The 21455-nt window shown below is 50.8% G+C and carries 25 protein-coding genes and 1 pseudogene; 7 read left to right on the plus strand and 19 right to left on the minus strand.

What is annotated here, in order from left to right:
- Positions 1-50: 50 nt before the first annotated feature.
- Complete coding sequence (locus tag ACPV3A_RS30570) at positions 51-134, plus strand: IS3 family transposase (protein WP_426203463.1); 84 nt, start codon at positions 51-53, stop codon at positions 132-134.
- 71 nt (positions 135-205) lie between these two features.
- On the opposite strand, the gene ACPV3A_RS30575 is transcribed toward ACPV3A_RS30570, so the two are convergent.
- The 12 genes from ACPV3A_RS30575 to ACPV3A_RS30630 form a co-directional block, all read right to left on the minus strand.
- Positions 206-1015, minus strand: a complete 810-nt coding sequence (locus tag ACPV3A_RS30575; RefSeq protein WP_426203465.1) for a DUF368 domain-containing protein — start codon at positions 1013-1015, stop codon at positions 206-208.
- Between the two features lie 63 nt (positions 1016-1078).
- The gene (locus ACPV3A_RS30580; protein ID WP_426203410.1) at positions 1079-1255 is read right to left on the minus strand and encodes a hypothetical protein; all 177 of its coding nucleotides are present in this window, start codon (positions 1253-1255) and stop codon (positions 1079-1081) included.
- Positions 1256-1358: 103 nt separating this feature from the next.
- Entirely contained in the window at positions 1359-2108 is a 750-nt protein-coding gene (locus tag ACPV3A_RS30585) for a DUF3891 family protein (RefSeq protein WP_426203412.1), read from the minus strand.
- A gap of 26 nt (positions 2109-2134) precedes the next feature.
- Positions 2135-2338, minus strand: a complete 204-nt coding sequence (locus tag ACPV3A_RS30590; RefSeq protein WP_006207549.1) for a DUF4177 domain-containing protein — start codon at positions 2336-2338, stop codon at positions 2135-2137.
- A gap of 66 nt (positions 2339-2404) precedes the next feature.
- Entirely contained in the window at positions 2405-2866 is a 462-nt protein-coding gene (locus tag ACPV3A_RS30595; RefSeq protein ID WP_426203414.1) for an NUDIX domain-containing protein, read from the minus strand.
- A 186-nt stretch (positions 2867-3052) separates the two neighbouring features.
- Entirely contained in the window at positions 3053-3244 is a 192-nt protein-coding gene (locus tag ACPV3A_RS30600) for a hypothetical protein (RefSeq protein WP_426203415.1), read from the minus strand.
- Between the two features lie 23 nt (positions 3245-3267).
- A complete protein-coding gene (locus ACPV3A_RS30605) occupies positions 3268-3885 on the minus strand; it encodes a hypothetical protein (protein WP_426203417.1) in 618 nt (205 codons plus the stop codon).
- A 104-nt stretch (positions 3886-3989) separates the two neighbouring features.
- Positions 3990-5096 (minus strand): VanZ family protein, encoded by a 1107-nt coding sequence (locus tag ACPV3A_RS30610; RefSeq protein ID WP_194540384.1) that lies wholly within the window; start codon positions 5094-5096, stop codon positions 3990-3992.
- 305 nt (positions 5097-5401) lie between these two features.
- Positions 5402-5815 (minus strand): hypothetical protein, encoded by a 414-nt coding sequence (locus tag ACPV3A_RS30615; RefSeq protein ID WP_194540383.1) that lies wholly within the window; start codon positions 5813-5815, stop codon positions 5402-5404.
- Between the two features lie 84 nt (positions 5816-5899).
- Complete coding sequence (locus ACPV3A_RS30620; protein WP_194540382.1) at positions 5900-6556, minus strand: HAD family hydrolase; 657 nt, start codon at positions 6554-6556, stop codon at positions 5900-5902.
- 89 nt (positions 6557-6645) lie between these two features.
- Positions 6646-7338 carry a response regulator gene (locus ACPV3A_RS30625; RefSeq protein WP_194540381.1) on the minus strand — a complete coding sequence of 231 codons (693 nt, stop codon included), beginning with the start codon at positions 7336-7338 and terminating at the stop codon, positions 6646-6648.
- Positions 7316-8926: an ATP-binding protein gene (locus tag ACPV3A_RS30630; protein ID WP_426203420.1), complete on the minus strand. Its 1611-nt coding sequence runs from the start codon at positions 8924-8926 to the stop codon at positions 7316-7318. Before ACPV3A_RS30630 ends, ACPV3A_RS30625 begins: the two co-directional genes overlap by 23 nt.
- A gap of 257 nt (positions 8927-9183) precedes the next feature.
- Here ACPV3A_RS30630 and ACPV3A_RS30635 point away from each other — a divergent pair, with 257 nt between their 5' ends.
- The 4 genes from ACPV3A_RS30635 to ACPV3A_RS30650 all read left to right on the plus strand — a co-directional run bounded on the left by ACPV3A_RS30635 (position 9184) and on the right by ACPV3A_RS30650 (position 13714).
- On the plus strand, positions 9184-10191 hold the full coding sequence (locus tag ACPV3A_RS30635; RefSeq protein WP_426203422.1) for a Bug family tripartite tricarboxylate transporter substrate binding protein: 1008 nt from the start codon (positions 9184-9186) through the stop codon (positions 10189-10191).
- Positions 10192-10254: 63 nt separating this feature from the next.
- Positions 10255-10710, plus strand: coding sequence for a tripartite tricarboxylate transporter TctB family protein (locus ACPV3A_RS30640; RefSeq protein ID WP_194540378.1), 456 nt, complete (start codon positions 10255-10257; stop codon positions 10708-10710).
- Positions 10711-10728: 18 nt separating this feature from the next.
- Positions 10729-12255 carry a tripartite tricarboxylate transporter permease gene (locus ACPV3A_RS30645; protein WP_194540377.1) on the plus strand — a complete coding sequence of 509 codons (1527 nt, stop codon included), beginning with the start codon at positions 10729-10731 and terminating at the stop codon, positions 12253-12255.
- A 37-nt stretch (positions 12256-12292) separates the two neighbouring features.
- On the plus strand, positions 12293-13714 hold the full coding sequence (locus ACPV3A_RS30650; RefSeq protein ID WP_426203425.1) for an NAD-dependent malic enzyme: 1422 nt from the start codon (positions 12293-12295) through the stop codon (positions 13712-13714).
- 249 nt (positions 13715-13963) lie between these two features.
- Here ACPV3A_RS30650 and ACPV3A_RS30655 read toward each other — a convergent pair.
- From ACPV3A_RS30655 to ACPV3A_RS30675, 5 genes and pseudogenes are all read right to left on the minus strand, one after another.
- Positions 13964-14514: pseudogene (locus tag ACPV3A_RS30655) on the minus strand (GNAT family N-acetyltransferase).
- Between the two features lie 45 nt (positions 14515-14559).
- Positions 14560-15060 carry a GNAT family N-acetyltransferase gene (locus ACPV3A_RS30660; protein WP_233354704.1) on the minus strand — a complete coding sequence of 167 codons (501 nt, stop codon included), beginning with the start codon at positions 15058-15060 and terminating at the stop codon, positions 14560-14562.
- 12 nt (positions 15061-15072) lie between these two features.
- Positions 15073-15849, minus strand: a complete 777-nt coding sequence (locus ACPV3A_RS30665) for an aminoglycoside 3'-phosphotransferase (RefSeq protein WP_426203429.1) — start codon at positions 15847-15849, stop codon at positions 15073-15075.
- A 165-nt stretch (positions 15850-16014) separates the two neighbouring features.
- Positions 16015-16353, minus strand: a complete 339-nt coding sequence (locus ACPV3A_RS30670; RefSeq protein ID WP_194540373.1) for a DUF2642 domain-containing protein — start codon at positions 16351-16353, stop codon at positions 16015-16017.
- A gap of 120 nt (positions 16354-16473) precedes the next feature.
- Positions 16474-17292: a methyltransferase domain-containing protein gene (locus tag ACPV3A_RS30675; protein WP_339220893.1), complete on the minus strand. Its 819-nt coding sequence runs from the start codon at positions 17290-17292 to the stop codon at positions 16474-16476.
- A 186-nt stretch (positions 17293-17478) separates the two neighbouring features.
- Here ACPV3A_RS30675 and ACPV3A_RS30680 point away from each other — a divergent pair, with 186 nt between their 5' ends.
- Both ACPV3A_RS30680 and ACPV3A_RS30685 read left to right on the plus strand, forming a co-directional pair.
- Positions 17479-17976: a GNAT family N-acetyltransferase gene (locus ACPV3A_RS30680; RefSeq protein ID WP_426203432.1), complete on the plus strand. Its 498-nt coding sequence runs from the start codon at positions 17479-17481 to the stop codon at positions 17974-17976.
- A 39-nt stretch (positions 17977-18015) separates the two neighbouring features.
- On the plus strand, positions 18016-18498 hold the full coding sequence (locus tag ACPV3A_RS30685; protein ID WP_426203466.1) for a spore coat protein: 483 nt from the start codon (positions 18016-18018) through the stop codon (positions 18496-18498).
- Between the two features lie 128 nt (positions 18499-18626).
- Here the strand turns inward: ACPV3A_RS30685 and trxB are convergent, their stop codons facing one another.
- Positions 18627-19580 (minus strand): thioredoxin-disulfide reductase, encoded by a 954-nt coding sequence (gene trxB, locus ACPV3A_RS30690; RefSeq protein WP_426203433.1) that lies wholly within the window; start codon positions 19578-19580, stop codon positions 18627-18629.
- A 111-nt stretch (positions 19581-19691) separates the two neighbouring features.
- Positions 19692-21428, minus strand: a complete 1737-nt coding sequence (locus tag ACPV3A_RS30695; protein WP_426203435.1) for a tetratricopeptide repeat protein — start codon at positions 21426-21428, stop codon at positions 19692-19694.
- Positions 21429-21455: the final 27 nt, after the last annotated feature.

Genomic DNA, 21455 nt, shown 5'->3' on the forward strand with positions numbered 1-21455 from the left:
AGGAGCCAAATTACGGAGTATATTTCGTTTTACAACATGGAACGGAGTATATTTCGTTTTACAACATGGAACGTTTCCAAAACAAACTGGGCGACCTCTCCCCGATTGAGTTTCGGGAAAAAGTCGCCGCTTAATAAAATCTCTTTTTTTAATGTCTACTTGACGGGGCTATGACCACGCGGCTCCCTGTTTTACATTTTCAAGCTTATTCTTTTCTGCCCATGAATACCGCTACGATAAGCCCCAGCAGCAAGGTTCCTACGCTGGTAGCCATCATCCCTGTTCCGGATGGAATACCCGGAAACACGATAACAATAGATCCTAATATCAATCCAATAATCACGGCATACGTCATATAAGGGAAACGGTCAAGCAAGTACCGAATCAACCGGCTGCTAACTACAAAGCCAACCACCACTCCCGCACCAATGACAGCTATAATTCCTATATTTAATGAGGATAGAGCTGAAATGGCAGTAGAATATACGCCTAGAAGGAGAAGTACAAATGACCCGCTAATGCCAGGCAGCAGCATCGCCATGCTGGCTAACCAGCCGGATAAGAACAGTCCGATCCCGTTGGACCAGGTCAGGACCGTTATCGGATCGGATGTGGCATCCGTTCTGAGAAAGGCCGTCGAAGCCAATAAACCGGCTGCTACAATCAACACGACCACATGCACGGCTTTGAATTTGGTTCTTGCCTCCGCTTTACGTAGAATAAGAGGCAACACCCCTAAAATCAATCCTGTAAAGAAAAACTGGGTGGGCTCATAATAGCTTGCCAGCAGGTATTCAATCAAGTGACTCAGCAGCAATAGAGCTGCTCCAATTCCAACGCCTAGCGGAATCAAAAAGCTCAGTTGCTTCTTCCATTCCCTGCTGAAAAATCCGCTGATAGCCGCCAACAAACGATCATAGATACCGAGCACGACAGCAATGGTGCCGCCACTTATACCTGGAATCAGGTCACTGACTCCCATCAGCACACCCCGATAAAGGTTCTTCCATTCTATCAAAATCATAATCCTCCTGCCTTACAAAGTGAATCTTATCGTGATAGCCCTGCGAAGGAGGTTTTACTTGTTCTTGGCATGCAATACCAAGTTTCCTACTCCACCAATCGCAAACAACAGTGAAACGACTCCAAATCCCCACCGCCAAGAGCTTCGATCCGTAATGAAAACAACCACCAAGAACGCTATCGCAGCCAAAAAATTAAGCAGCGCAACGATCAAAAATTCCTTTTTCTTCATTATTCATCCTCTACATTCCTACAGAATCAAATCGTCCAGTCTATAACCCACTGTGGTGATCATATCATATTTTTGCCGATGAAGGATGATCGGTTATTTAAACTTACGGTACAAAAGTAACCTTCTGCTCCGTCCACGCTGCTCCATCAAATGCCTTGGCCACTCCCTGCTGATCAATCTTCGCCTTCAGCACATATTTCCACTTCACTGAAGCCGACCATGCCTGTTCGAACAGAAATGGACGCAATCGAATCTCATGCTCGCTTGCCCAGGACGCCATAACCTTTTCCCCATCGATTGACATATCGAAGCCCTCTTTGAACCAAGGATGCTCCTGATCCTTGGGAACACCGGGTGCATTCATGTTTACATAGAGCGAGATATCATCGCACAGCTGCAGCAGGCCAAACTGCCTGTTAACCACATCTTCATCGGGAAATGAAAACTGTTCACGCAGTCTTTTTTGCCGTTCCGTCTCCGAACGGTAGAATTCTACCAGCGGGGCTTCCGTCGCATTTTTCATAAACGACGCAAAATGAAGGCTGCAGAGATACCCTGCATAAGGACTCATCGCTTCGATCTCATCAACACCCTTGGTATACATTAGCATTTTCGGCTGGACCGGATAATCGATAAAAGTATACGGAGTCCGGCTCTCGTCATTCCAAATCGGCGTGTCATCCATCCGAAGCCAAGCGCGGTCATGCTCGGTAATAGCCAGCAGTACTTCTTCCAATACAGACTCATCCATAAACAGCTCTCGCCGGAAGCCCCGGGCAACATCGCCCGAGAATCGGCCATGGTCGTCCTGGGTAGTCATCACAAAAGCATCCTCTGTCTCGCGAATGATCATCAGATCGTCTCCCCTCTATTCATTCTCTACCCCAGATATGCTCTTCGCTTCATCACGGCAATGATGTCTCTGGACTGGCCTTGATGCACGCTCGTATCAAAGCACGAGATCAATTCCCAGCCGTCAATTCCGTAGCTGTTCAATAAATCCTCGAATTCCTCCTCGTTCACCTTGCCTCCGAGAAATCCTCCGGTTTTGTATTTCAGCGTTTTGTATTCCCATTGATCCATACGCGGCATCCTCCATCATCTCATTTGAATTTAGATCACAAACTTGAACATTTTCTATAGATAAAATCAGTTCGTATCGCCAACATAGCAAACCACGGGCCGTGCAGCCTTATCCTGAAGCGGCTTAACCAGGGAGCGAGGGTATACCCGAATGTCATCCAATGCGGACAGATCGATCCATTCCACACCCACCTGGTATTCATCCGGGTTATGGCCAAGAAAGGTATCCCCTGCATCCGCCAAGTTGCACTCAAAATAAAACTCCACTTGGTGCACATCGGAATCCCATTCCGCAAACTCGTGGTTGGACCCTATGTATTCACGGACATGCAGCAGATCGAGAACTTCCACCTTACGCCCGATTTCCTCCTGACACTCTCTGATCACCGCCTGCACCAAGGTTTCCCCTTTCTCTTGTCCGCCGCCAGGGAACAGATAGAAATCCCCCAAATGATCTACGTTTTTCGTTAGAAGAATTTGATGATTCCGCATAATGACGGCCTTGGCCGAGTTTCGTATCGGTTTCATGAGCTGTCTCCTTCGTATCGATTTCTAGTTCTGTATTCTATTGTAGCAAATATAAATCCTCCATGAGTCAGCCTGTAATTCGTACAAATACATGAATGTAATAAGCCGGTGTCCTATGAGCATGCTCATAGGACACCGGCTGTGTTATAAACACATCGTGAATAAGTGCCTAACTCCCGAAGCCATCTAGCGCCTATATGAGCCACTCGCCCGCTTCTTGCGAACAACGGCCGCCACGCACACAACGATCAGCAGGATGAACCCCGCCGCAATCCAATCCTTAATAATCTCCCACGGAACAGCGTGATCAGCGTTATTTTCATATAGCACTCCATGCGATGGAAGTTTGCCATGGTCCACCTCGGATATCAGAGTCATGTACCTTCATACGTAACGGGAGGCTACTTCACCTGCTTGCTCCTGCCATCGACGATCAACTCGATGCCTGGCTCGTTTATTCCGCCTGAAACACCGTATGAAGCATCGATTTGCTCTGTCGAACCCTCAAAGGTTTCTTCGACCTGCACCACCCCTCGTGGCCGAACCGTAACCACCTTAGGCTCGAAATCAACCATCTTCCCTCCAATATCAAGGCTTAGCGGGCGTACCGTAACCTGCTGCTCGGTACCATAACTGTAAATTTGAATCTGGCAGCGTGCCAGAATAGCCTCGTTCTCTGTACGATAATCGCATTTGCTGTCTTTTTTGATATAGGCGACGCTGGATATTCCGCTCGAATTATAATTCACAACATACATCACAAACTCTGATATGAATGGGAAAATAACGATCCATGCAACACAGCCAATCATCACCCGGCTCATGATCTTCGGATAATGCGGGCGATAAATGCTCGTTACCCACAGAACGCCGATCGTCAATAAGATAAGACCTGCAATAACGGGCAGATGAAGACCTAAGTTGCCTTGCTTAGTCCATGGCGAGATCCCTGCCCAGCGAAACAGATCATCCCCGAACGAATATCCCAGATGCTGATTGGAAATAAACAGCAACCCCACGATGATTGCGGAAATGGAGAGGATTTTACCTTTCAGTTATATCTCCCCCTTGGCGAACCCGTTTTCCACATTATAACAAATAAGAGACCCTGTGGTAACCTTAATTAATCCGTCTTGGTTAATGGTTTATTCTCTACAATACCCAGCCTCGTTCCGCTCTTGGCTTCATGCAGCAGCTTCCGGTCACGATGGATGAGACATAACAGCATGTGAAGGAACACAACGCCGTCCAGCAGCAATATCCCCAGCGCGTACATCGCAAGCAGGACATGAGAGCCGGTGACATTAACCGTAATGAACAGGGCATGGAACCCGCCCCATACCACATACAGCAGGCCGTTGCGAACAATCACTTCCTTCAGCTTCAGATGTTCGCCCGCTCCGCGGATCTGAACCCGGACGACCCATTTCCCCAGCGTCTGTCCCTGCATCATATAAGGCAGCACGATATGATATAAAATGACGACAATAAAATACGCACCCCTCACGTTCAGTACGGTCAACACGCCGATGATCGGCAGCACGACCCCTGCATCAATGCCAAAAGCGATCGCCCGGCGCGTATAACTGACCCGTTTCTGCGACAGATCCACCGTCTCGTCCAGTCGATCAAGGCGTGGCAGGTGATTTTTCATCCAATCCGCGAGCAAGAATCCCATCATCCCACCCATGGTATTCAACAGCAGATCGTCCACATCAAACAACCGGTAAGGGTGATCATAGATGCCGTAAATGCCGGTCACCTGGGTCACCTCGAAGAACAGCGAGAGTCCGAATGAGGCCACCAGGCACGTAACCCAGGATGCCCGAGCGTAATAACGCAGGAACATACCGAACGGAACCACGAGAAATACGTTAAACACGACCTGCAAGAAGGCTCTTTCCTTCAACAAATGCAGGTAAGTCGAGGGTACGCCCCATACCACCTTGGTCTCCTTCAATATATCCTGTATAAAATTCAGCGGAATCCACTGCATGACCGAGGCCACATTCATCGGGGCATTATGCCGCGAGGCAGGCAAAGGAAGGAGCACCAGATACACCGCGTTCATCATGTAGAGAAGAAATAGATACAGCAGAAATCCCCGGAATTTATTAAAATAACCATATTTGCGATACTGCACAATCAGAAAGGGAACTGCGCACAGCAAAGCCGCTATGGGAAAGGTTAAAAATGCATAAGATATAGGAAACAGATAGGCTTCCAGCATGCTCTTCGTTCACTCCCTCTGTGATGTTCTACTTATAAGTTACAGGATCAAGTTTAAATGACGGGGATTCCTATGTTTAAAATGCGTTTAAAAAAACGCACACCCGCGTCATAATCGGCCCTGCTGTTAACCCGGGGGTTTCCGGTTATACCCCAAAACCGAATAACCCACACCAGCAGTGTGGGCAGGATCACCGTATGCAAGAAGCATTTGTGTGAATGTCATCGGAAAAGCATGGTCATTGTTCCTACCTTCACGCATTGGTTGACGGGAGCCAGCCCCAGTACAGCTTCCATGAAGTCCCGTTATTTCTTCTGCTTACGCGCATCTTTTCCAAAGCTGATCTTCCTGGGAAGTCCCAGCGTGAACTGCTCACGATGCCCGTTCCACTCTATCTTTAGGGTTAGATCCTTGTTAGGGTTCATCATATCAAGCAGATGCTCCAAATCAAGCTTCCCTTTGGTTTCCTTCACGGCAGCATAGTCGATCCCCACGACGATTCCGCCCTCCATAAAGTGGCCCGCCATATCCTCCAGCCGATAGTCTACTTTGCCATGGTCGAGAGGTTCCTTTCCTAAGTACTGCAGCTTCAGCTTTCCGCCAAGCGAATCCTGAAGCACGGTAAACTTCGCATTGATCTTATCCTGATGGGTAATGGCATAAGTTGCTTTCCACTTCTCACCCTTGCCTGTTAAGGTCATGGTTTTATTTCGATTCACGTGGACACCCCTCCTCACCCAGCACAACCGGTTATCCCGATTAGGCTCATATCATAATAACGAGGATGCACAGGGAATGGTTTTTCAATTTTGCAAATAATCGATAATCTCAAGCAAATCGGTAATCTCCCCATCCTTGGCGAAGTCCGGATCATAGTAGGGATCTCGCTTCCAGATGCCCTTCATGCCGATACGCCGGCTTGCGGTTACGTCGTTGTCCGGATGGTCTCCGACATAAATCGATTCTTCGGCCTTTGATTTAAGACGACTTAATGTATTGGCAAAAATCCTTGGATCGGGCTTGCGTAAACCCTCCCATTCCGAAATCGCGATAAGATCAAAATAAGGCTCGATGCCAAGTCCCTTGATATTGTTATATTGAAATTCGCCGTAACCATTGGAGATCAGTCCGAGTTTTATTCCCTTACCTTTCAAGCTGTCCAACGCTGCATACAGATTGGGGAAACCGACGCAATGATGATGGAACTCGGATATGTAATCGGCCAGGAGGGTATCCCATGGCAGAGGTAGAGCAAACTCCTCGATTAGCTGACGATATACTTGATCCTTCCATACATATCCCCTGCGATCCAGTTCAACAAACCGTCTCACATACACCTCTCTGTCCACTGACGCATCATGGAGCAATAAACGATCATATTGGTCTTGTACGAAGCGAACCAGTGATGTATCGCGGTCAAGCAGGGTCCCGTCCAGATCAAAAACAACGGTAGTAATCATAGCGTCCATCCTTTCTCTGAGAATACAGGTAATAGCTTAAACGATAACCCTGCAAGCTTAGGAGAGTTGCCGCACCATCATCCTGTTATTTAATCCTCCGCTTTCCGGTATACCCGTTCCGGCCTGCCTACCGTGCCATAGGAAATATCCGCCACGAGGACGCCCTTCTCCACGAAGTACTCCAGATATCTTCTCGCCGTCGTTCGGCTAAAGCCTCCACGTTTGCCCAGTTCCTCCGCGGTCCACACGTCCCCGGACTCCTCGATGTAGGATAGGATTTTCTCGCTCGTCAGTTTATCGATGCCTTTTGGAAAATATACTTCCCTGTCCATCCGTTCACCGGCACGCCATAACAGCTGGTCAATGCCCTGTTGATCGATCTGCTTGTTCGCGCCGCCGAGCTGCTTCATCTGCTCGTAATATTTCCGATAAGCTTTCAGCTTCTCCTGGAAACGGTCGAAGACCACCGGCTTGATCATAAAATCGTACACTCCGCCGCGAATCGCCTCCCGCACCGTATCGAATTCCTTGGCTGCCGTTATAATAATAACATCGGTATTCGGATATCCCCGTTGAATATGCTGCAGCAGATCCAATCCCGACATATCGGGAAAATACAAATCCAGCAGCACCAGATCAGGTGCCAGAATATCCAGCTGCTCATGCGCCTGGGCCCGATCCGTTGCAATGCCGACGACCTCGAAGCCCTCTACCTTCTCAACGAACCGTTGATTAATGCTGGCAATACGCACATCATCCTCAATGATTGCTACCCGAATCATGAACATCTCCCCTTGTTTTTGGTATCTTGACCGTGAACACGGCCCCGCCTTCAGGTTCGTTGCGGAATGCAATGGTACCCTGCAGCTGCTGTATGGTCCCGTTGACGATCGATAGGCCAAAACCTCGATTGCGTTCCCCCTTGGTGGAGTAACCCAACTCAAACAGTCGATCCGTTCCAGCCTCGGCAATACCGGTCCCGCTGTCGGATACTTCGATCATTAATTCATTGGCCTGATCGTGTAACTCTATCCTAACCCATTTATTTTCCGATTTGGATCCCATTGCTGCCTCCATGGCGTTGTCGATCAAATTACCGATAATAGTAACGAGCTGGTTTCGGCTAATATGACTGGGAATGTCTTTAAAGGAACTGCTCCGGTCGATCTCAACCTTCACCTTCAACTCGCTTCCGCGATTAAACTTTCCAATAAGAATGCCGCCGATGATGGGATCGGGAATCTCCTGCAGCAGGAATTGAATCAGGTTCTGGTGCACATCGGTCTCATGCGTAATCAGATCCATMGCCTCCTGGTACGATTCCAGCTGAATCAAGCCGTATATCGTATACAGCTTATTGGAATATTCGTGCGTCTGCGCGCGCAGCGCTTCCGTATATCTCTTCACCTGCGTGAGCTCTTCGGTCAAGTGCAGCAGCTCGGATTTGTTTCGAAAGCTGGAGACCGCCCCTACAATCCGATGCTCATGATCATAGATAGGCAGCCGGTTCACCACAACCGCATGATCGTTAATGACCATCTCTTGATCTTTCTCTGCTACCCCGGTTTGCATCACCTCCAGCAGCCTGGTGCCCGGGATAACGTCGTGAATATACTGTCCGGCGATCACCCTGCGCTCCTCCGGATCAATCAGCATCATGGCTGTATGGTTAGCCAAGGTTACGATGCCCTCCCGATTGACAGCGATAATGCCTTCATGAATCGTTTCCAGAATCGCCCGTTTCTCTTGATATAACAAGCCGATTTCCTTGGGCTCCAGCCCGTGAATGGATCGCTTGACGCTGGACGATATCCATATAGCGCCGCCACATCCCAGGATTAACGCAATTCCTGCAAAGAACAGGACACGATTGCGATACGATTGTGCCGATATCTCGATATCCTTCATTAAAATGCCGACCGATACGATACCGATGATTTCATTCTTATCATTGTAGATCGGCGTCTTCCCCCGAAGCGAGGGTCCCATGGAGCCAATCGCCTTCGATGTGATGCTCATGCCCTGTAATACCGGGCCGTTGTCGCCACCGACCATCTCTTTGCCGATCCGATCGGCGAGCGGATGCGCATAACGGATCCCTTCTCGATTACCGATGACGATATATTCCGCGTCTGTCTCCAGCCGAATTTCCTCCACCACAGGTTGAATGATGGCAGACGGGTTCTCTTCCTCGAACGCGTCCTGAATGACGTCCATCTCCGCCACGGCCTTCGCCAGCTTTAATGCCGAAGCGCCAATGCTTTTCTCCAGCGTTGTGACGAGCAGCCGCTCAAAACTGAAGGTCAAGGCGACAATAACAGAAAACAAAAGGGTGCCTATAAGCAGAATCAATCTAGTCTGTAAACGCATTCATATTCCTCCATAAGGATTGTCGCCATAAACGTTGCTCTGATTTCCCTATTGTATTCTAGATCACACCTGTAACAATAGTCTCTGTAAAAAATCGGCCGTGAATTTTATGAACAAAATTAGCGAAATGAAGCTTTTTCAACTTATGTCGCAATTCTATTCAAGCCAGATTCTCGATGATAGTATAGAGGAACCCTATAAAGTAAGCGCTTACAGTAATTACGAGCATTGGTTATCCATAAAGGAGGAACTTATTCATGCTGAAACGAACCGGCTTCACAATCATAGCTTCTGCACTTGTCCTGGCGATGAGCCTGACAGCCTGCAGTACTTCCGGAAGCAGCACCGGCGATTATCCGAAAAAACCATTTATCGTGACCGCGCCTTCAGGCGCCGGCGGTGGGTGGGACAAAACGGCCCGTTCCCTCACCAAAGTATTAACGGAGACGAAGCTCATCGAACAGACCATGACCGTTGAGAATAAACCCGGCGGCGGCGGGACCGTATTTCTCGCGGAATACGTAGCAAAAGACAACGAAGATCCCTACAAGCTGTTCGTCAGCTCTCCGCCCATTCTCATTAACAATCTGAAAAAGGAAGGGAATAGTCCGTTTGGCTACAAAGACGTGACACCGCTCGCCCAAATGACCAAAGACTATGGAGCGATTGCCGTACCGGCAAACTCCAAATTCACCGACCTGCAATCGCTGATCGACGCGATCAAAGCCGATCCCACTTCAGTCACGCTAGCTGGTGGCTCCGCTCCGGGCTCGATGGACCACTTGATCAGCGTTCTGCCTGCATTCAAATCCGGCGTGGATCCGAGAACCGTGAAGTACTTATCCTATGATGGCGGCGGCGAAGCCATCGCGGCCCTCCTCGGCAACAATGCCGACGCGATCGGCACGGACATCTCTTCGCTCGGCAGTTACTTGAAAGCCGGCAAGATCAAAATCCTGGCCGTTACTTCAACTGAACGCCTGGGCGGAGACTTCGCAGATGTACCGACCCTGAAGGAGCTCGGTCTGGATGCCGAATTTACGATCTGGCGCGGCGTATTCGGTCCGAAGGGACTGACGGAAGAACAGCTGGCCTTCTGGGATAAAACGCTGAAGGCCCTCTCCGAGAACGAAGCATGGCAGAAAGAGCTGGTTGCCAACGACTGGGCAAGCGAATACCGAAACGCTGCTGACTTCAAGGCATTCCTTGAAGAACAGGAGCGAGACGTGCAGGAGCTGCTCACAGCGCTGGGTATGCAGAAGTAAGCCTTGGAGTTGAGGGAGCGGTGCGCTCCCCTCTCCCGTTTCATCCTTGAGGAGGTGTCCACCTTGAACAGAACGTTTGACCGCTACGCCAGCATCGTATTTCTGCTCCTTGGCATCGGCTTTATGTGGCAGAGCGCCAAGATCAGCTCATCCGCGTACGGAAGCACCGTTGGCCCTAACATATTCCCGTTCGGCCTCGGGCTGGCGCTTGTGCTGCTGAGCATTCGTTTGTTTTATGAAGCCCTGAAAGCCAAGCCGACGGAGAATCGTACAGAGAAACTGGACTACAAACGGTTCTTCATGATTTTTGCGGCAGCCTTTCTCTATGCCTATTTCCTGGAATTCATCGGATATATCATCGGTACCTTCCTGTTCCTCCTGTTTGCGTTTCAGACGCTGGAACGAGGCAAGTGGCTGAAATCCATTCTAATCTCCGCGCTGTTCTCCGGCGGCGTGTACGTCATCTTTGTCGTCTTGCTGGAAGGCTCCATGCCGGGCTTCCCGTCTTGGCTATCATGAGCATGGGAGGAATCTACAATGAATGTTCTGGATTATCTGGCGGACGGCTTTATGACCGCCTTGCAGTGGCATAACCTGCTCTTCGCCTTTTTAGGCGTGCTGATCGGCACTTCGGTCGGGGTGCTTCCCGGCATCGGTCCGATGAGCGGCGTCGCGCTTCTGATCCCCGTCACTGCCTCGTTGACTAGCGGCTTGCCGGCGGAAGCGGCAGCAACCAGCTCAATCATTCTGCTGGCAGGCGTTTATTATGGAGCCATGTATGGCGGATCTACAACTTCGATTCTGCTGAACACGCCCGGAGAGTCCTCTTCCGTCGTTACGACGCTGGACGGCTACCAAATGGCGAAACAAGGCAGGGCAGGCCCCGCTTTGTCCATCGCTGCAATCGGCTCGTTCGCAGCCGGGCTCTTCGCGCTTGTGGCGTTGATCGCACTGGCGGAGCCTTTATCCAATGTAGCGATTAAATTCGGCCCGGCTGATTATTTCTCGCTCATGCTGCTGGGACTCTGTGCAGTAAGCGGGCTTGCAGGCAAATCGATCACCAAGGCACTCATTATGACCGTATTCGGTCTGCTGCTGGCTACCATCGGCATGGATACCGTATCCGGCGTCGCCCGATTCACCTTCGATATCCCCATCCTGTATTCCGGACTGGAATTTCTAACGATTGCCGTCGGTTTGTTTGCCCTTGGTGAAGTGTTTAAATCCATCCTGGAGAGGGACTACGCAGCGGGTCCAACTTCCAAGATCGGCCGCATCCTGCCGACACGCCAAGACTTGAAGGATAGCGCGGGACCGATTGCCCGCGGCTCGATCCTCGGCTTCTTTATCGGCATCCTGCCGGGTGCCGGCGCAACGCTTGCTTCCTTCTTCAGTTATATCGTCGAGAAAAAGGTTAGCAAGCATCCCGAATCCTTCGGCAAAGGCAACATCGCTGGCGTTGCTGCACCCGAGTCAGCCAACAATGCGGCATCCGGAGGCGCTATGATCCCTCTGCTGACACTGGGTATTCCGGGTTCCGGAACAACCGCCATCCTGATGGGGGCGCTCATCATGTACAACATCCAGCCAGGCCCGCTGCTGTTCGAGGAGCACCCTCAAGTTGCATGGGGACTGATCGCCAGCATGCTCATCGGTAACCTGCTTCTGCTTGTACTGAACATGCCGCTGGTTAAAGTATTTGCCAAGGTCATCCAGACCCCGGCCAAATATCTCATACCGATCATCATTGCCATCTCCATCTTTGGCGTTTACGCCGTTCAAGCACAGATCTTTGACCTGGTCCTACTGCTCATCTGCGGCATTGCCGGCTTCCTGCTGGCCCGCAATGACTTTCCGCTCGCGCCGCTGGTGCTCGGGCTCGTGCTGGGTCCCATGATCGAGAACAATATGCGCCGGGCGCTGACCACATCCAACGGCGACTTTATGATCTTCCTGCAGAAGCCGATGTCGCTGGCATTCCTCATCATCGCCTTGCTCTGGATTATCGTTCCGATTCTACTCAAGCGAAGAGGCAAGGAAGTTGTCGTGAACGAAGAAGGCTAACCCATCATACGTATATCGATAAGCCAAGGAGGCAGTCATGAATACCAGCAAACTAGGCGGCAAAAGTGTCATCGCAAGAATCGAAATGCATACGGAAGAAGCAAGCTTCGGCGAAGTAACGGCCGCCATCTTCGAGGCGGGAGGCGATATCGTGGCCATTGACGTTATTCAGACGAGCAAGCATACCACGATTCGCGACGTTACCATCACGGTGATCGACACTATCGACATCGACATTATTGCCGAGCGCATTCGCACCATGTCCGGCGTTCAGCTGCTGCATCTATCTGACCGCACCTTCCTGCTCCATCTTGGAGGAAAGATTGAAACCAAGCTGAAAGCTCCGATCCAGAACCGCGACGACCTCTCCCGCGTCTATACGCCGGATGTTGCTCGCGTATGCATGGCGATCCACGAAGAACCGCGTAAAGCCTTTACGCTCACCGTCAAGCGTAACACCGTAGCTGTCATCTCCGACGGCAGCGCCGTCCTGGGACTTGGCAATATTGGCCCCTATGCGGCCATGCCGGTGATGGAGGGTAAGTCGATGCTCTTCAAGCAGCTAGCGGATGTGGACTCCTTCCCAATCTGTCTGGATACACAGGATACCGAAGGCATCATTACGGCGATCAAAGCGATCGCTCCCGCGTTTGGCGGTATCAATCTGGAGGATATCTCCTCGCCGCGATGCTTTGAGATTGAGCAGCGTCTTCGCGAGGAATTGGACATCCCGGTGTTCCATGACGACCAGCATGGAACCGCCGTCGTCCTGTATGCAGCCTTAATCAATGCGCTGAAGGTCGTCGGTAAATCCGTAGAGAATCTGAAGGTTGTCGTCTGCGGCATTGGCGCCGCCGGCGTTGCCTGCAGCAAAATACTTATGTCGGCGGGCGTGAAGAACATCATCGGCGTCGACCGCCTCGGCGCGCTGACCTCCGATCAGACGTATGACCATCCCATGTGGCAATGGTACGCCAGCAACACCAACCCCGAACGGCGTTCCGGTTCACTTCAAGATGTCATCCAGGGCGCCGACGTATTCATCGGCTTGTCTGCCGGCGGAATCCTGAAGAGAAAGGATGTTCAGACGATGGCAGAGCACCCGATCGTCTTCGCAATGGCCAATCCGATCCCGGAGATTCTGCCGGAGGAGGCGGAGGATATCGCGGGTGTCATTGCAACAGGCCGCTCGGATTACCCGAACCAGATTAACAACGTGTTATGTTTTCCCGGTATTTTTCGCGGTGCCCTGGACTGCCGAGCCTCCGCCATCAACGAGGAGATGAAACTCGCCGCGGCCGAAGCGATCGCATCGGCGGTCACGGACAAGGAACGGAGCCGGCATTACATCATTCCGAGCGTATTCAACCAGCAAGTCGTCAGCGGCATCCGGGACCTTGTCATCCAGGCAGCCATCCGAACCGGGGTCGCGCGCCGTATTCCAAGGGAATACCGCTAACGGTTACGATTCATGAAACGGGAAGTATTCGCCAAGCACCAGTTGCAGCTGCAGCTGCAGCTCAAAGAGGATGGATCCCTAAGATCTATAGAGCGACCCATCTTAAACCATAATGATATGAGTATTTAAAGAAAATGCAAAAGAGTACGGTTCCCTCTAGGACCGTACTCTTTTGCTTCCTACCTAAACTGAAAACTCTGCACGTGTAATCTTAGCCGCACCGGCCCATTCCTTTAATGCCCAATCTTTTTACTTTCGCTCTGCCCGATACTCCATAATCCAGCAGTCCCGCAGTTCACCTTCATGCTGTTCATGCTTCTCCAGCAGTCGGACCTTCCGGAAGCCGCACTTCTCGTAACAAGCAATCGCCCGTTCATTCCATGCCTGCGGGTCCATTACGATCCGATCAGCCTGCCTCTGAAACACGAGATACTCCACCATGGAAGTCATGAGCTTCGTACCGATGCCTCGATTCCAATAATCCGGCTCCCCGATGAATTGATCCGTGGCGAAGGTACTGCAGTCTGCATCACTCTCGTTATATCCATACTCGCCTAACGTCTCTTCATCCAGAAGATAAACTGAATATATCCGATCGGTTTCCCCTCATGCTCAATGATGCAGCGAGTCTCATCATCATCCACGTAAAAATGCTCCCGCACCCGCTCCACGTCGTGAGGATTGTCCCGTCCCTCATAATACTGCAGCACATCCGGATTGGACAGCCAAGAAGCTAAGGATATTTCATCCTTCTCCTCCAGCTCGCGAACCGTAATCGGTCCAGCCTCGTACACCAGCATCGCGATCCCCCCATCTTCCCTTATTAGATCCCCAATTCTCATTCTTTAGATTACATCCGCAAGCATCGTAATAGAGGTTCCGCTCATGCCCACCTCCTGGAATCCGAACCGCTCATATAATTTCATAGCGGCCGTATTCTCCGGAGCGACGCTTAACGATACCTTTTGAATTCCCCGCTCCTTCATTCCTCTGAACAATTCCTTCATCAGGGCCGTTCCGAGCCCTTGCCCGCGGGATTCCGGCAGCAGCGCCATGCCCAGTTCCGGAATGTCGTCACTCACGTAACCGAACCCTTTGTTCCCTTCATCAAAATAACGGATCGTAATTGAGCCTGCCGGCTTCCCTGCGGCATTCACGGCAATATAGCCTAAATCGCCCTCTCGCCCCCAGTCCTCCACATATTTTTTCATGAACGGCTCTTCGAGTATGTCCCGACTGAAAGGCTCCTCTCCCTCGGGCACATACAGGGACTCATACAGCATTTCCCGTAGAAAGGATTCATCCTCCCGGCCAGCGACTCGAATATGATATGAACTCATGTACATCTCCCTTTCCTCCTAGATACGATCCGTCAGTACAGTCCATAACGCCAATCTCTCCGGATCGAAATCGTTTCGGCCGTAATGGTCGAGAAAAATATCCTTGTAGTCATCGTTCCCCAGGTTATATCGCAGCGTCCATATCCCCCAATAGAGGTCGTAGTGAAGGTCTCCGATCCCGCCATAACCCAGATCGATAAAACCTTCAAGCTGGAAATCCCTCATTATCAGATTCGGCAGACAATAATCGCCGTGGAGCAGCACATCATGATCTGCCGTTCCTTGCAGCTTCTTAAGGCTTAATAGAGCCTGTTCTCTTCCGCCCGGAAACCCTTCGATATCTTCCGTTTTGTTCATGAAACTTTCCTGATATTCCTGGAGAAGTTCAGCCGTTCGATTCGGAAATGGACAATCGGCAGCAGATACAGAATGGAGATAACGCAAACTCTCCCCGAACACGGCAGCCAGCCTCATCGGATCATCAAGGTGTCCCCCGGACACCCCATCTACACCCTGCAGAGCGACGGTCAGCAGGTAATCGTTCTCGCCATGCTGCTCATAAGCCAGCACCTTGGGAGCCAGGCCTTTTCCGTGCAGATAATCCGACATCATCCCTTCTCTCTTCAGTTCACCCCGTTTCGTTATCTTCAAAAACATCGGTTGGTTCGCTCCCTCGATGTACAGGGTTTTGGCCTGTTCCGATGAGCTGCTGTCATAGACGGCAGCGGTCTGGATATATGGCTGCAAGCTGGCAGGCAGCGTCTTGCTGTCGAATGGAATACGTACTTTTTTCATCGTTCCTCCACACCGACCCCAATCGGTCGGCCTCAGTTCAATAGAATAAAGACGTCCCCATCGGAACGCCTTCGGATCTGTACTGTATGAATTGGCGCTTTGCCGGCCTAATCCTTCCCTACCAGTCGGTAATTTTTCGTTTAAACTATTTTTGATCCCTGTTTATCAGAACGGAACTCCCTCGAAGTACACCACCTCGGCCAGACGAATGTGCAGCGCTTTATGATCCCCGACCGTCAATTGAAGATGGTCCACCGCAACGCCGGATAAGATCCCATCGACTTTCCCCGCAGTGGTCATAATGACTACCTTGGCTCCTTTATGTCGGAGCAGATGTTCAATAAATACCGGTTCAACCAGCGCTGCGTAGTGGGCTGGCTGCGGAATTGCCGGGGTACGCGGCGCGTAATTCGGCGGTATAGGTTGGGGCGGGGGATAGGCATAGTAACCCGGTGCATAACCCGCAGGCGGGGCTGGATAACCAAAATGGTTATGGTTGTTCATGAAAGACCTCCCATGCCAATATTATTCCTACACCCTTATGTATGTCCGGGAAGGGGCCGCTATGTTAATAATCCTCATATTTATTCGTAAAAGCAAGAAAGCTGCCCAACCTCCCTTCCATTACGCCTTCTGCGCAATCAACTTACTCATCGCATGCCGGTGCGGGATACCCGATGAGTTACAATCAAAAATCACCTCCGGGCAGCTGTGAATCAACCAATCGTGATAATGCATCATGAGCTCTCCGGATTTCCAGTCGTAAGCGTACGGCTCATCCTCGGGAGGAGGCGCAATGAACGGCTTTTGTACGAACACATTAAGGCAATGAAGCCCCTCGGCCGACGTGAATTTTTTATAATTAGCAAAGATCTCTTCACGATACTCGGGTCTGATATAATGCAGAACGCCGCTGGAATACAGCACGTCAAACTCCGAATCCAAACGGTAATCCGAAATATCCGCCTTAAATACATTCACGTGAACCCCAATATGATCGGCCAGACGCTTCGTTTTCTCAATCCCTGCATCCGAAATGTCGAATGCTGTGACATCATAGCCGTTACGCGCAAAAAACACGGCATCCTTCCCTTCCCCGCACCCGATATCCAGCAGCTTCACCCTTCTTGTGGGAGGGATCATTTCAAGCACCTGATAACAGGCCGCATTCGGCTCCGTGCCCCAATAGTACTCCGGTGTTTTGTACTCCTCTTCATATATGCTGATTGGCTTGCCCGTCACAGAATAACCAAACAACTTATCGATGCTGACATCAAGCAGCTGTGACAGCTCCGGAAGCAGCGCCATATCGGGCATAGTCTGTCCCGTTTCCCACTTGGACACCGCCTGGAACGTAACGCCCAGCTTATGGGCCAACCCCTCCTGGGTGAGCCCCCGCTCTTTGCGGTATCGATGAATATTTTTGGCTAACATGTCTCTCATATGTATCACGCTCCTATATAACCACATTGTAGGGGCGCTGCGTAAAGCATACAATAACCTGGTTATTGAATCCCGGAAGAATTCAACCGTCAGTTGAAATCATCCAAATCCAGGAATTCGATGGCCAGGCATGTTACAATAAACCTGTTTTTATAATGACTATAGATGATAATGAGGGATAAACTCGTGAACATTAGAAAGCTGAATACTCATGAAAAACCCCCAATGGACCTGCTGCTGCTTGCAGATCCATCGATAAGGCTCGTTGAGGACTATGTAAAGCGCGGTCATTGTTATGTCGCTGAGGAGGACACGCATCCCATCGGGGTCTACGTCCTGCTGCCTACAAGGCCTGATACGATCGAACTCGTTAACGTTGCCGTAAGCGAGAATCTGCACGGCCAGGGATATGGCAAACAGCTTGTTAATCATGCCATCGGGCAGGCCCAAGAGCTCGGATATGCAACCATTGAAGTTGGAACAGGGAGTACGGGTGTGGCTCAGCTGGCGCTGTATCAAAAATGCGGATTTCGGATGACAGGCATCGACCGGGACTTTTTTGTCCGTCATTATGATGAAGAAATCTATGAGAATGGCATGCTGCTGCGCGATATGGTGCGGTTGTCGCTAGATTTGCAAGGTTTGGGTCTGGGCAGATGCACCATTCCTCCATCCGATGAATAGGCTATCGCATATTGATTATGGAGGAGAATCTACTTGAGCATGAGTCAAAATCCGAGGCATCTCGCTTGGCATGAAACGTTGGAGATTCATGAATTAACCGCCTTTCAGGCAAATAACCTGATGGGGTTCAAGATGTCATTACATGATATCAAGGACCCGGAGCTCCATGGGCTGTATACTGAAGCGATAAATGGAGTAGAACAGAACCTGAGGGAGCTTCAGCCTTATTTTTCACAAGCGCCCACAGGAACCCGCAGTCTTTCCGGTGCCGATTTGACGGCGTATTACGCAGGCCATCTGCTGGGCTTTGCCAAAACCTCTGTACGCAGCTACGCCATTGCGATTACCGAAGCCGCAACGCCAAGCGTAAGAGAAACCCTGCAGAAGCAATTGAACAAAGCCATTGAACTGCACGGCAAGGTCTTCTATTTCATGTATGCGCGCGGTCTGTATCCTTCCTACAATTTGAAGCAGCTGCTGGAGAATGACGTGAAGAATGCTAACAAGGCATTGAGTCTGTAGCATCAGCAAAAAAAGCCCCGGGCTACACAAGACAGGTTAGGTACGAGATGTTAGTCTCGCCAAAAACCGTCAGCTGTATAGCTCAGAGGCTTTTTCTATTTCACATATCATCCCCTAAAAGTCAGGGATTATTTATTCAGCGTTTCGCTCCAGTCATGCACCATATGGCCTTCGAGATATTTCTCGCAGTCCATAGCGGCCATACAGCCTGTGCCTGCAGCCGTAATCGCTTGGCGGTAACGTGTGTCCTGGACATCGCCGCAAGCGAACACGCCCGGGATGTTCGTCTCTGTCGTTCCCGGTTTAACCAGGATATAGCCTGTCGGGTCGGTTGTAATCTGATTGCCAAGGAAGCCCGTATTCGGCGTATGGCCGATCGCCACGAATACACCTTCCGCTTCAATCAGTTCTTCTTCTCCCGTTTCATTGTTGCGGACCTTCAACCCTTTAACTCCGGTTTCGCTGGTAACCACCTCAACCGGCGTACGGTCCAGAGCCCACTGGATCTTCACATTCTCACGCGCACGATCCTGCATGATCTTGGATGCACGCAGCTCGGTGCGGCGGTTCACTACCGTTACGCTGGAAGCAAAACGCGTCAGGAAGCTGGCTTCCTCCATCGCGGAATCGCCGCCGCCGATGACAATGATTTTTTTCCCGCGGAAGAAGAACCCGTCGCAAGTGGCGCATGTGCTTACGCCGCGACCAACGTTCTCCTGCTCTCCCGGAATTCCGAGATACTTCGCGGAAGCTCCCGTCGAGATAATCACGGACTCAGCCAGAAGCTCGCCCATGCCCTCGACATTCACCTTGAACGGACGCTCGGAGAAATCAACGGACTCGACCCAGGCGCTCTTGAACTCCGCACCGAAGCGCTCCGCTTGTTGACGCATATTATCCATCAGCTCGGGACCCATGATTCCTTGCGGAAATCCGGGGAAATTCTCAACCTCGGTCGTTGTCGTAAGCTGACCGCCCGGCTGCATTCCTTCGATAACGAGCGGCTTCAAGTTCGCGCGTGCCAAGTAGATGGCTGCCGTCAATCCGGCAGGTCCTGTTCCGATTACGATTGATTTGTACATAGATACGGCCTCCTTTAAGGTGTCGATTTCTGTTACGTGCTACATCCTATTCAGGACTTATGGAATCTTCATGTACCAAGGTCTCCTAAGTATCCGAATATGGGTTCTTACTTAAATGTTTTCCGTAAATGGCCGGAAATTATCATCCGGCTGTGCTTTCGTTTCACATACGCTATCCATTTGACGTGCGTAACGGCTCACCGTTGATGGCGAAATGCCGTAACGGACAGCTACCTGTTCATAGGTCAGGGTTCTTCCACGCTTCTTGGCCGTCAAATATTCCAATGCCGCTGCCCAGCCCTCCACATTCCGAATGTTCGGAATATCAGGGTACAGCCGGCTCAGGAACTCGGACCAGAGATTCTCCATCTCTTTTTTCCAAAAAGCGTCTACCCGCATGTCCATGGTCTGCTCTGCCTTCTCCAGCACCGCCTTCCAGGAAGGCAGCCAATCCGGCAGCACCTCGCGGGTCTTGCTGCTGGATATATCGCGATCGTCGCGGCGTTCCTTCAGCCGATTGCTTGCGACCTCCATCTGCTGGAGCACCAGGCGGGCGGCATCCTTCAGATCCGCATCCTCTCCCGGTTCCTGCAGGAACGATTGCAGCGCATGCTGCACCTCTTCATCGGCAATCAATTCCAGCGTCCGGATCACCTGCAGCTTGGTATGGGGATCGCCATGTCGGAGTGCCCAGAAGAACGAAGAACGAATCAGCGGATTCTGCTTCGCTTCCTCCGTCAATTTGTCGCCGTCATGCTCCCAGCGTTTGAACTGCTCTTCGAACGGAAGATGATAGTGATAACTCACCTTCATCTGTTCCGTACCGGTCTCTTTACGCTTTTGCAGCTGTGCCAGATAGAAATCCGGAATTACCGAATCCCCATCCAGCTTCAATGCTTGCCGCCAATATTTCTCGGCCCTGTCATAATAACCGCTATTGCATGCCGCAACGGCCGTGTAATGATACAGGCTAGGATCTCCGCTAAACTCCTCATCCTTCAACAACCGGCGAAAATGACCGTAGGCAATTTCGTGCTGCCCCAGTATTCCCATCGTTGTCGCCAGCTTAAACACATGCTCCTGATGGAAAGGAACCGTCACCGTTAGCATGTCCATCAATCGGTCTCGCTGCTCCTGATTTCCTTCATGCTGAAAGAAGATAGCCAGATTGCATAGACCGTGCAGATTGCCCGGCTCCTGATCCAACACCTCGCCAATGGTGCGCTTCGCGGTATCAAAGCGCCCCATATAATAATAGGCTAGAGCCAGATTGTTGCGCGCAGCCAGAAAATCCGGATTATCCTTGACGATTTCCTCCAACAGCTTGACCGCTTGTGCGAATTTCCCTTCCTCTAGCAGTGCCCGCGCATGCTCATGCTCGACCACGCCTTCACGACTCTTGATCCTGTTCAGCTTGGCTGGACGATTCAGCTCGTAATGAAGCAGCTCCATCATCTCCTCAGCCTCATCCAAAAACTGACCGCTCGGGTCTTCCTCCAGATAGGTAACAAGCGCTTCTTCCGCTTTCTCGAATTGTTCCATATTGGCGTAATTGTTCGCCATATAGAAGTAGCACTCCGTCATCAACGGGTCAACCTGCTCCAGAATGTGAGCCAGCACATCGTTGGAAGCTTTATAATCTCCCGTCTCTGATAATATACCCGCCATATTGCAATGATTCACCGGATTATCCGGTTCATATTCAACAGCTTTGCGAAAATATTTCAGAGCCTTGTCATATTGGAAACGATCAAGCGAACGAACCGCGCGATCGAAGAAGAAATTGGCATTCATCTCGATAGATATAACATTGTGGGGGTCACTGGACCCATATGGATGACCATTCACGAAAAGCAAGGCACCTCCTTTAACTTG

The organism is Paenibacillus sp. Dod16, assembly GCF_049893405.1.
Lineage (GTDB): Bacteria > Bacillota > Bacilli > Paenibacillales > Paenibacillaceae > Paenibacillus_AQ.

Excerpts from the sequence above, each read along its gene's own strand:
- ACPV3A_RS30675 (WP_339220893.1), bottom strand. The coding sequence starts at position 17,292 with ATGAGAGACATGTTAGCCAAAAATATTCATCGATACCGCAAAGAGCGG.
- ACPV3A_RS30665 (WP_426203429.1), bottom strand. The coding sequence starts at position 15,849 with ATGAAAAAAGTACGTATTCCATTCGACAGCAAGACGCTGCCTGCCAGC.
- ACPV3A_RS30595 (WP_426203414.1), bottom strand. The coding sequence starts at position 2,866 with ATGAAACCGATACGAAACTCGGCCAAGGCCGTCATTATGCGGAATCAT.
- ACPV3A_RS30580 (WP_426203410.1), bottom strand. The coding sequence starts at position 1,255 with ATGAAGAAAAAGGAATTTTTGATCGTTGCGCTGCTTAATTTTTTGGCT.
- ACPV3A_RS30610 (WP_194540384.1), bottom strand. The coding sequence starts at position 5,096 with ATGCTGGAAGCCTATCTGTTTCCTATATCTTATGCATTTTTAACCTTT.
- ACPV3A_RS30620 (WP_194540382.1), bottom strand. The coding sequence starts at position 6,556 with ATGATTACTACCGTTGTTTTTGATCTGGACGGGACCCTGCTTGACCGC.
- trxB (WP_426203433.1), bottom strand. The coding sequence starts at position 19,580 with ATGTACAAATCAATCGTAATCGGAACAGGACCTGCCGGATTGACGGCA.
- ACPV3A_RS30645 (WP_194540377.1), top strand. The coding sequence starts at position 10,729 with ATGAATGTTCTGGATTATCTGGCGGACGGCTTTATGACCGCCTTGCAG.
- ACPV3A_RS30660 (WP_233354704.1), bottom strand. The coding sequence starts at position 15,060 with ATGTACATGAGTTCATATCATATTCGAGTCGCTGGCCGGGAGGATGAA.
- ACPV3A_RS30625 (WP_194540381.1), bottom strand. The coding sequence starts at position 7,338 with ATGATTCGGGTAGCAATCATTGAGGATGATGTGCGTATTGCCAGCATT.
- ACPV3A_RS30600 (WP_426203415.1), bottom strand. The coding sequence starts at position 3,244 with ATGACTCTGATATCCGAGGTGGACCATGGCAAACTTCCATCGCATGGA.
- ACPV3A_RS30685 (WP_426203466.1), top strand. The coding sequence starts at position 18,016 with ATGAGTCAAAATCCGAGGCATCTCGCTTGGCATGAAACGTTGGAGATT.
- ACPV3A_RS30635 (WP_426203422.1), top strand. The coding sequence starts at position 9,184 with ATGCTGAAACGAACCGGCTTCACAATCATAGCTTCTGCACTTGTCCTG.
- ACPV3A_RS30650 (WP_426203425.1), top strand. The coding sequence starts at position 12,293 with ATGAATACCAGCAAACTAGGCGGCAAAAGTGTCATCGCAAGAATCGAA.
- ACPV3A_RS30670 (WP_194540373.1), bottom strand. The coding sequence starts at position 16,353 with ATGAACAACCATAACCATTTTGGTTATCCAGCCCCGCCTGCGGGTTAT.
- ACPV3A_RS30590 (WP_006207549.1), bottom strand. The coding sequence starts at position 2,338 with ATGGATCAATGGGAATACAAAACGCTGAAATACAAAACCGGAGGATTT.
- ACPV3A_RS30585 (WP_426203412.1), bottom strand. The coding sequence starts at position 2,108 with ATGATCATTCGCGAGACAGAGGATGCTTTTGTGATGACTACCCAGGAC.